Genomic DNA, 8657 nt, shown 5'->3' with positions numbered 1-8657 from the left:
GTGTTAAGTGATGGGGATGGAGTTCGCTCTAATTGGCTTCGTCGTCGGAGTGCTTGTGGGACTGACTGGAATAGGCGGAGGAGCTTTGATGACGCCGATACTTCTGTTTTTAGGAGTGCCAATAGAGAAGGCGATAGGCACAGATCTTCTTTACGCCTTCTCCGTCAAGGCGTTTTCCTCAGCCATGTACAAGAAAGGGAAAAGCATAGATGAAACTTTAATAAAGCTTACGGCTCCAGCCGGAATTCTTGGAGTGTTCTTCGGATACGTTTTGTTGAAAATGAGCGTAATAAATACGGAAAGCCTTGCAACTATCCTCGGAATAACGCTTTTTTCAGTTGCAATACTCATGATTCTGTCCGGCGTGAGGAGACGATTTAAAACGGAATGCCTAATTTGCGAGAGGTATTGTGAGAGGTTTGAGGAAGGCAACGGGAAAAAGGTGGCAATCGTTATCGTAGCGTTTTTCGTGGGTGTTCTCGTTGAATTAACCTCCATCGGGAGCGGCACCTTAATGACCTTTGCGATTCTCATGGTAACCAACCTGAAGCCGAACAAGATCGTAGGCTCGGATCTCATAACTTCCCTATTTCTCACCGGAGTGGCGGCAATTCTACATGCAGACTTGGGAAACATCGATTTCGCTTTAGCAAGCTACTTAGTCCCCTCCGGAATTGCCGGAGCGGCTCTTGGTTATCATTTGTCTAAAAAATGCTCTCCCGAATTTTTGAAGTCAGCTATATCTGCTTGCGTTGCCGTAGCAGCTTTAACCGTTATCTTTGTAAAGTCTGGGTGAAATCGCTCGGAAACAAAAATTCCGATTGGGATAACTTTACTCTCATTTTATTACTTCTTTTAGTCATCCTCCGAAAAATCTTGTGATGGTAAAGCTTTTACAGTTGGAAATTCCACAAATGCCTATGACTCTAAAATTTTTCAAGGAAGAAATAGTTCCTGGTGGTTTTCCTGAAGGGTCTCTTGTCCTCCTTGTTGGGGAGCCCGGCACTGGAAAAACGATATTTGCAGCTACGTACTCTTACGAGGAAATAAATAAGGGAAGAAAAGTTTTGTTCGTCTCGCTCAACGAAACTTCCTCTGACTTCCACGCAAACATGGAAAAACTCGGAATGAAATTCGATAACGAGAACTTCAGGTATATCGATTTGTTTACCGTAAGCAAAGATGCAATAGAGGCGCAGCTTGAGGTTATTTACAAGGAGATAGAGAATTTCAAGCCGAACTTGATTGTGATCGACTCAATAACTGCTATAACTTCCGCTATTGGATTTGAGAACGTAAGAGCTTTTCTTCATGGATCTATCGGAAGGTTCGTCAAAGCTTTTGGTTCTACGGCTATACTCATAGCGGAAAAACCTGTTGGGAAGGAAGAACTTGGTTTTGGTGTCGAAGAGTTTGTAGCCGACGGAGTTCTCGTGTTTAGGTACATTAAATACGGGGAGCACTATAGAAGAGTTCTTGAGATTCCGAAGATGAGGGGAAAGAGAATACGGAAGCCCCAGTACGAGTACACGATCACGGACAGAGGGATAATTTTCCTCGAAGTTCCGAGGCTCGAAAGAAAGGAGGAGCTCGTTTTTGAGAAAGTTAGTAGTGGAATTAAAAAGCTCGACGAAATACTTAATGGAGGGTTTTACAAGGGTTCGATAACTCTCATAGCTGGACATACGGGAACGGGGAAAACCACAATGGGCATCTTTTTCACTTACAAAAACGCAGCCGAGGGAAAGAGGGCTGTGCTCCTAACATTCGAGGAGAGTAAGTCAAGCATCCTTAGAGCTATGCGAAATTACGGGCTAAATTACGAAGATGTTAAGGACAATTTGGTCGTAGAGAGCTTAATTCCCGAAGCCCACAGTCCCGTGGAGTTCTTCGTTAAAATTTCCCAGATAATAGAAGACGTTCAGCCCGAGGTTGTTTTCATCGACAGCTTTTCATCAATTCAGGAGCACATGGACGAGGAAGAATTAAGGAAAATGATTAGATACCTACAGCTAACAGTAAAAAGAAAAAAGATTGCTTTATGCACAACTTTGAACCTTGCGGGAGATATGAAAAGTCTACCAGCTACGAATCTAAGCACGCTCGCTGACAACATAATACTCCTGTGGACGGAAATAAAAGAGGAGGCTATGAGCAGAAGGTTGTTAATTCTGAAAACAAGAGCCAGCAACCACTCACGAAAGGTTTATAGCTACGAGATTACAGACCGAGGAATAGAGATTCGGTGAGAATATGGGATCAAAAGAGATAATCGTCAGAGCGATAAAAACTGCTTGTAAAAAAGCTTCTCCGGGATTTGAGCAGCTTCTGGAGATTCATCTGAGAAACAACACGGGCAGGGGTTTCGAACTCGTTTACGAAGACCCTAAGAGATTCAAAGAAGTAGTCACGAAAATGCTCGGGGAGTACAGCTATCGGCTCCTTGAACTTCTCGCTTTGCAGGAAATAAAGAAGGAGCTGAAATTGGGAGAGAACGTGAACACTTTGGAAGATGCTGTAAACTCAACGAGGGAATAAAATGAACCCGTTGGAAATCTTTGCGAAGTCGTCGCTTGAGGTTACGCCTTCGCTAATAGAATATGAGGTCGGAACGGAGGTTGAGATGATCCTTTACAACTACCTGAAATTAGTTTCCGAAAATTACACGAACGTTTTTGTGATATCCTTCTTCGACGCTCACATACCGTTTTTCGAGTACATCAAAAGAGTTGTTGGAGACGATGGCGTGATTGATAAGTGCAACTTACTTCCCGTTTACAGTAAAAAGGAAATCGGCACTCTTGATGGAGCTGCTCCTTCCATAGTGGCTCTCCTCGGAAGAAGCATTCAGAATCGCAAGGGAAGATCGCTTGTTGTAATTCTCGGACTGGATTATTATACGGCGATCTTTGGAGAGGAACACTTAGTTCAAATGTATCCGAGGATAACAAATCTGAAAGTCTATAAGGAAGACCTCAGCACCGTGTCAATTTTAAATACAAAAATTCTGAGCGATAAGACGATTCAAATAATTAACAATTTCTCATTTAATGTTGCTCGGCTTGGTATAGAGAGGAAAGAGGAAACCTTTGAGAGATATTTACTTCTTGTAAAGACAATTTTCGTTGAGTATAATCTCAGAAAGTGGCATTATAGGATCGAGAATAGTGAACTCGTTTTTTACGAGTGATTCAATAAAATTTAACCAAAAAGTTTATAAACGCTGAAACAGATGCTTTGAGAACAAAAATCCGGAGGTAGTTGGATTTGGCGGAAATAACAGAAGTAAGAATATATAAGACGAAAGGAAATGGCGTAATTAAAGCCTACGCGTCCGTGAGTTTGGACAACGAGTTTGTTGTGAAGGGAATAAAAATTGTAGAAGGAGAAAGCGGGCTTTGGGTTAGCATGCCAAGTAGGAAGGCGAAAGATGGAAGTTATCAGGACATATTCCATCCGACGAGTAGAGAGGCGAGAGAGAAAATAGTGAATGCGGTATTGGAAGCTTACAAGAACCAGATATAATCCCTTCTTCAGATTTTTCGGTAAATTTTTAAAACTTTTATAGATTGTTTTTTTCATGGAGGAAATTACGAGAATTGGTGTCAGTCTTCCGAAAAACCTCCTTGAAGAATTTGATAGCATCATCGGAAGAAGAGGTTATTCTTCAAGGAGTGAGGCGATTAGAGATGCTATAAGGAGCTATATAATCGAGTACAAATGGCTTGAGAGGGAAGAGGGAGAAGCAGTCGGTGTTCTTAACGTTGTTTACGATCATGAAGTAAAAGGGGTTAGCGACACTCTCATCGACTTACAGCACGAGTTTTCTGACATCATTCTCGCAAGTTTGCACCTTCATCTTAAAAGGGATCTATGCTTGGAAATGATAATTCTCAGGGGAGACATGAAGAGAATTAAGGAAATCTCCGATAAGGTCTCTGCGGTGAAGGGGGTAAGGTTTGTGAAGTTTCTAACTGCCTTTAAGGAGTGATTTTCCGTATTTGCAAATCTCTACCAGCTTGCATTCGTTGCACTTCGGTTTTATTGGCTTACACACCGTTTGTCCGAAGCCTACCATGGCTTTGTTAACTCTTCTCCAGTACTCTTTTGGAACTATCTTTTTCAGCTCCTCTTCGGTCTCTTCTGGAGTTTTCGTCTCAACCAACCCAAGCCTGTTCGAAATCCTGTGAACGTGGGTGTCTACCGCTATAGCTTCCTTTCCAAACGCTTCAGCCAAAACGACGTTCGCAACCTTTCTCCCTACTCCCGGAAGGCTTAGAAGATCTTCGAGCTTATCCGGAACTTTAGAATTGAACTCTTTGACAAAAACCTCTCCGAGCTTTTTCAGCTTTTTAGCTTTTTCTCAGTAAAAGCCGACACCTCTGATGAGTTCCTCTATCTCTTCGACTTTCATCTTTGCGAGATCTTCCGGAGTTTTCACGACTCTGAACAACCTCTCGGAAGCTTCTATTGTTGCCTCGTCTCTCGTTCTCGTGCTTAAAATTGCCGAAACAAGAATTTTGAATGGATCGCGCTCTTCTTTCCAGAACACCGCAGCGTTTCTTTTCTTCGCTTCGTTTTCCATTACATTTATAAGCCATTCCCAGTTCACAGGGTAAAGTAAGATAACCTTTAAAAACTGTTTCCGAAAAACTATGCATGCTTTTACGGTGATGTTAAATGTATGCGAGGGTCAAAATTAAGGACACCGTCAGAGTTCCTCCGGACAGGCTCGGGGAGGATATGGAGGAGGTAATTAACGAACTTCTCTGGGAGCAGTTTGAGGGAAAACTGGACAGAGAATGTGGGATAATAGTTGGTATAGAGAGCATAGAGGAAATAGGTGAGGGAAGGATAATTGAGGGGGATGGTGGAGTTTACTTTGACGTTGTTTTCAATGCGATAACCTTCAAACCTCTTCTTCAGGAGGTTGTAGAGGGGGAGGTTGTGGAAGTAGTTGAATTCGGAGCCTTTGTTTCGATAGGACCAATGGACGGATTGCTTCACATGAGCCAGATAATGGACGACTACATCGTTTACGATGAGAAGAACAAGAGGTTAATAGGGAAGGAGACGAAGAAATCACTTGAAGAAGGGGATGCTGTGAGGGTGAGAATAGTTGCTCTCAGCCTGAAGGAGAGGGATCCGACAAAAAGTAAAATAGGATTGACAATGCGTCAGCCCTGGCTTGGAGCAATAAAGTGGCTTGAGGAGGAGATCAAGAAGATTCTGGAGGAGAAGGCATGACGGAAGTAGCTTGTAAATCTTGCAAATACATAACGAGTGAAGCCACCGTTTGCAAAATCTGCGGAGGAAGGGATTTCACGAAAAACTGGTACGGATACTTGGTGATAATAGACCCAGAAAAGAGCGAGATAGCGAAAAAACTTGGAATTAGGTATCCCGGAAAGTACGCTTTAACAGTGAGCTGAAATGCTAAGAATGCCGGAGTCTCTTAGGGAAGAACTCCAGAAACCTTACGGCAAAGTGTACAGAGGTAGAGGGGCTGATTTGGTTAAAAAAATTGAGGAGTTAAGGAAAGCAAAGTACGTGGCTTGCATAGGGGATCTGGTAAGTTTATACACGCTTCAAGCCGGATACAAGCCAGATATTGTTGTTTTGGACTACAAAACGGAAAGAGAGAAACTTGGCGAAGATTTTTCGGCGAGGATGTCAAAACTGCTTGAAAACTACGAGAAGGTGGAGGCTGAAAATCCTCAAAGCTGCATAAGCGAGGATTTGGTAGGGAAGTTGATTGAGGCTGTTAAAAATCTTGGAAGGAAGAGAACAGCAATCATCATTAAAGGGGAAGAAGACTTGGCGTCTCTCGTCTTAGCGGCTATAATGCCGGCTGGTTCTCTTATACTCTACGGAATTCCCTCCGTTGGAATCTCCGCTTATGAAGTTGGTGAAAAAGTTCTAATACTCAATCTTCTCCAGAAGTTTGAAGCCGAAAAAAACGATAGGGTTATGAAAATGATCGAGGAGGTGTTGAAATGGAGCTGAGAATAGAAAAAGAGAGGTACAACCCGCTCCTTAAGAGGAGGGAGGTGTACTTCAGAATAACATTCAACGGAGCCACGCCGAAGAGGAGTGAAGTCAGGGAGAAGCTTGCCGCTTTGTTAAACGCCGATTTAAACACCACCGTAATCGACTGGATGAGAAACGAATTCGGGAAAACTGAAGCGGTTGGCTATGCCAAAATCTACGATAGTGAGGAGGACATGAGAAGCATCGAGGAGGAACACGTTTTGAGGAGGAACTTCGGAGGTAAAGAGGAGAGTGAAGGTGAAGGGGGTGAGTAAGCTTGGCTAAGGGTGGCGGAAAAGGAAAGGAAGTTGTCTCCAGATACTACGAAATTAAAGGAGACAGAGTTGTTAGGACGAGAAAGTTCTGTCCGAGGTGTGGAGAAGGAGTTTTCATGGCAGAACACAAAGATAGAAGAACTTGTGGCAAATGCGGTTACACCGAATTTAAGAGATGATCGCTTTAGGCATCGAAGGAACAGCTTGGAATTTAAGTGTTGGGGTAGTTAATGAGAAGGAAGTTTTAGTTCTCGAGAACTCTCCATATATCCCCCCTTCCGGAGGAATTCATCCGAGAGAAGCGGCGCAGCACCATTCTGAGGAAATAGGGAAAGTTCTGAAGAAAGTTTTTTCTAAAATAGATCCGGAGAAGATCGATCTTATAGCTTTTTCTCAGGGTCCGGGATTGGGTCCTTGCCTTAGGATCGTGGCTACTGCCGCGAGAACCTTAGCCTTAAAACTTGGAAAGCCTCTTGTCGGAGTCAATCATTGCCTCGCTCACGTTGAAGTCGGAAAGTGGACGACGAAAGCAAACAATCCCGTGGCTGTTTACGTAAGTGGGGGAAACACTCAGATAATTGCGAGGAGGGGAAAAAGATACAGAGTTTTCGGAGAAACGCTCGATATAGGTTTGGGCAATGCAATAGACAAGTTAGCGAGGTACATGGGATTACCACATCCCGGAGGACCAAGGATTGAAGAGCTTGCTAAGATGGGTAGAAGATACCTAAAACTTCCTTACGTGGTTAAGGGAATGGATTTATCTTTTAGCGGAGTTGTTACCGCTGCACAAAAGTACTACGACGCTGGAGAAAAGAAGGAGGACATAGCCTACAGCTTTCAGGAAACGACTTTTTCCATGGTAGCGGAAGTTTCCGAAAGAGCTATGGCTTTTCTTGAGCTTGACGAACTGCTTTTAGTCGGAGGAGTTGGAGCTAACAAAAGGTTGCAGGAAATTCTCAGGATTATGTGCGAGGATAGGGGAGCAAAATTCTACGCTCCTCCGAAGGAGTTGATGGGTGACAACGGAGCAATGATAGCTTACACCGGATTGCTGATGTACAAACATGGTTACGAGACGAAAATAGAGGACTCAAGAGTTTTACCGAACTTCAGAATAGACGAGGTGGAAATTAGATGGTAGAGGTATACCTCGGCGGGGAAGCCGAGGTGAGGATTTACGAAGACTTCGTTGAGAAGATAAGGAGGAGAAAGAGATACAGGATAAGGGAGCTTGACGAAGAGATAAGAAAGAAGAGAACGAGAGCTGAGGCGAGAATAATTTCTCAGGCGAGAAAAGCCGGAGTGGCGACGCCGATAATTCTTGACGTAGAGAACGATAAAATCGTCATGGAAAGGATAAGGGGAGATGAGTTGAAGGATGTAATGAACGAAGAACTTTGCAGAGAGGTTGGGAAAATAGTGGCTAAGCTACACTCAGCTGGAATAATTCACGGAGATCTAACTCCAAGAAACATGATTTACTCGGAGGGAAAAATTTACGTGATAGATTTCGGTCTGGCTTTTCACAGTCACGAGGTGGAGGCTAAAGGAGTGGATTTGCACGTTTTTATAGAGTCACTAAAAGCAGCCTACGATAACTGGGAGAGATTAAAAGAAGCTTTTCTTCAGGGATATTTGGAGAGTGGTGGAAGCGAAGAGGTTTTAGAGAGGTTAAAGGAGATAGAGCAGAGGGGAAGGTATATAGAAAGGTAGAGAAGTATCGTTTTTCATGGCAACGTATATCTTTTTCCACAAAGAGTTTGTTGGGAAGGATTGGCCCATAGTTGGGGACAGATACAGAGGTTTTGAAAGCTTAATTGAAGAATTTAAAAAGCTCGGAGCTGTTGTTTTGGAGCCAGAGGAAGTTGATGAAAGTCTTCTGCTAAAAGTGCACACGGAAAAGTTTCTGGAGGAACAGAGCAAAAACTGGTACTACAGAGGGGCGAAGCTCACAGTGGGAGGAGTCGTGAAGGCTTGCGAGCTCGTGTGGAAAGAGGGAGGTAACGCGGTGGTTTTTTCTGTTGCCGCCGGACATCATGCGGGAAGAGATCACGCTTGGGGTGGCACTTACCTTAACTGTGCTGGAACAGCCTTGGTTAGACTGAGGGAGCTTGGATTGAGGAGAATAGCCCTGATAGATACTGACGCCCACCACGGAGATGGAGACAGAGATGTCCTTTTCGGAGATAGAAATGCTCTACACCTTTGCTTTTGCTGGAACAACACCGTCGAAGACGGAGGAACTAAGATCTGCGTGAGGGTGAGCGATGTTGATGGGGATGAGGAATACCTTGAAAGAGTTTTGGATACATTCGGCATTATAGAGAAATTCGAGCCGGAAATGATACT

14 protein-coding genes and 1 pseudogene are annotated in these 8657 nt (G+C 43.7%); 14 read left to right on the top strand and 1 reads right to left on the bottom strand.

All coding sequences use genetic code 11. The features are described from left to right. Positions 1 to 16: 16 nt before the first annotated feature. The 6 genes from F7C14_RS08095 (at position 17) to nikR (ending at position 3991) form a co-directional block, all read left to right on the top strand. The gene (locus tag F7C14_RS08095) at positions 17 to 796 is read left to right on the top strand and encodes a sulfite exporter TauE/SafE family protein (RefSeq protein WP_290901688.1); all 780 of its coding nucleotides are present in this window, start codon (positions 17 to 19) and stop codon (positions 794 to 796) included. 124 nt (positions 797 to 920) lie between these two features. After that, positions 921 to 2249, top strand: a complete 1329-nt coding sequence (locus tag F7C14_RS08090) for an ATPase domain-containing protein (RefSeq protein ID WP_290901687.1) — start codon at positions 921 to 923, stop codon at positions 2247 to 2249. Between the two features lie 4 nt (positions 2250 to 2253). Further along, entirely contained in the window at positions 2254 to 2538 is a 285-nt protein-coding gene (locus tag F7C14_RS08085; protein WP_290901686.1) for a NitrOD5 domain-containing protein, read from the top strand. Between the two features lies 1 nt (position 2539). Next, positions 2540 to 3190, top strand: coding sequence for a hypothetical protein (locus F7C14_RS08080; protein WP_290901685.1), 651 nt, complete (start codon positions 2540 to 2542; stop codon positions 3188 to 3190). Between the two features lie 77 nt (positions 3191 to 3267). Further along, positions 3268 to 3525, top strand: coding sequence for a SpoVG family protein (locus F7C14_RS08075; protein WP_290901684.1), 258 nt, complete (start codon positions 3268 to 3270; stop codon positions 3523 to 3525). Positions 3526 to 3580: 55 nt separating this feature from the next. Continuing rightward, positions 3581 to 3991: a nickel-responsive transcriptional regulator NikR gene (gene nikR / locus F7C14_RS08070; RefSeq protein ID WP_290901683.1), complete on the top strand. Its 411-nt coding sequence runs from the start codon at positions 3581 to 3583 to the stop codon at positions 3989 to 3991. Here nikR and nth read toward each other — a convergent pair. Beyond that, positions 3971 to 4585, bottom strand: a pseudogene (gene nth / locus F7C14_RS08065) (endonuclease III). The gene nikR and the pseudogene nth sit on opposite strands and share 21 nt — an antisense overlap. 95 nt (positions 4586 to 4680) lie before the next feature. On the opposite strand from nth, the gene rpoE reads away from it, so the two are divergent. From rpoE to F7C14_RS08025, 8 genes are all read left to right on the top strand, one after another. Further along, positions 4681 to 5247, top strand: a complete 567-nt coding sequence (gene rpoE / locus F7C14_RS08060) for a DNA-directed RNA polymerase (RefSeq protein WP_290901682.1) — start codon at positions 4681 to 4683, stop codon at positions 5245 to 5247. Then, entirely contained in the window at positions 5244 to 5432 is a 189-nt protein-coding gene (spt4, locus tag F7C14_RS08055) for a transcription elongation factor subunit Spt4 (protein ID WP_290901681.1), read from the top strand. The genes rpoE and spt4 overlap by 4 nt, the downstream gene beginning before the upstream one ends. Positions 5433 to 5442: 10 nt before the next feature. Then, on the top strand, positions 5443 to 6006 hold the full coding sequence (locus tag F7C14_RS08050; RefSeq protein ID WP_290901680.1) for a GTP-dependent dephospho-CoA kinase family protein: 564 nt from the start codon (positions 5443 to 5445) through the stop codon (positions 6004 to 6006). Further along, positions 5997 to 6305, top strand: a complete 309-nt coding sequence (locus F7C14_RS08045) for a 30S ribosomal protein S24e (RefSeq protein WP_290901679.1) — start codon at positions 5997 to 5999, stop codon at positions 6303 to 6305. The genes F7C14_RS08050 and F7C14_RS08045 overlap by 10 nt, the downstream gene beginning before the upstream one ends. Positions 6306 to 6307: 2 nt before the next feature. Continuing rightward, positions 6308 to 6484: a 30S ribosomal protein S27ae gene (locus F7C14_RS08040; protein WP_290901678.1), complete on the top strand. Its 177-nt coding sequence runs from the start codon at positions 6308 to 6310 to the stop codon at positions 6482 to 6484. Continuing rightward, on the top strand, positions 6481 to 7449 hold the full coding sequence (locus F7C14_RS08035) for a bifunctional N(6)-L-threonylcarbamoyladenine synthase/serine/threonine protein kinase (protein ID WP_290901677.1): 969 nt from the start codon (positions 6481 to 6483) through the stop codon (positions 7447 to 7449). Before F7C14_RS08040 ends, F7C14_RS08035 begins: the two co-directional genes overlap by 4 nt. Next, positions 7443 to 8021, top strand: a complete 579-nt coding sequence (locus F7C14_RS08030) for a Kae1-associated kinase Bud32 (RefSeq protein ID WP_290901676.1) — start codon at positions 7443 to 7445, stop codon at positions 8019 to 8021. Before F7C14_RS08035 ends, F7C14_RS08030 begins: the two co-directional genes overlap by 7 nt. A gap of 16 nt (positions 8022 to 8037) precedes the next feature. Beyond that, positions 8038 to 8657, top strand: a 620-nt coding sequence (locus tag F7C14_RS08025) for a hypothetical protein (RefSeq protein ID WP_290901675.1), incomplete at its 3' end; no start/stop codon positions are given.

The organism is Ferroglobus sp., assembly GCF_015521575.1.
Taxonomy (GTDB): domain Archaea; phylum Halobacteriota; class Archaeoglobi; order Archaeoglobales; family Archaeoglobaceae; genus Ferroglobus.
Note: the sequence above shows the minus strand (reverse complement) of the source record. Positions and strands in the feature narration are given on the sequence as shown.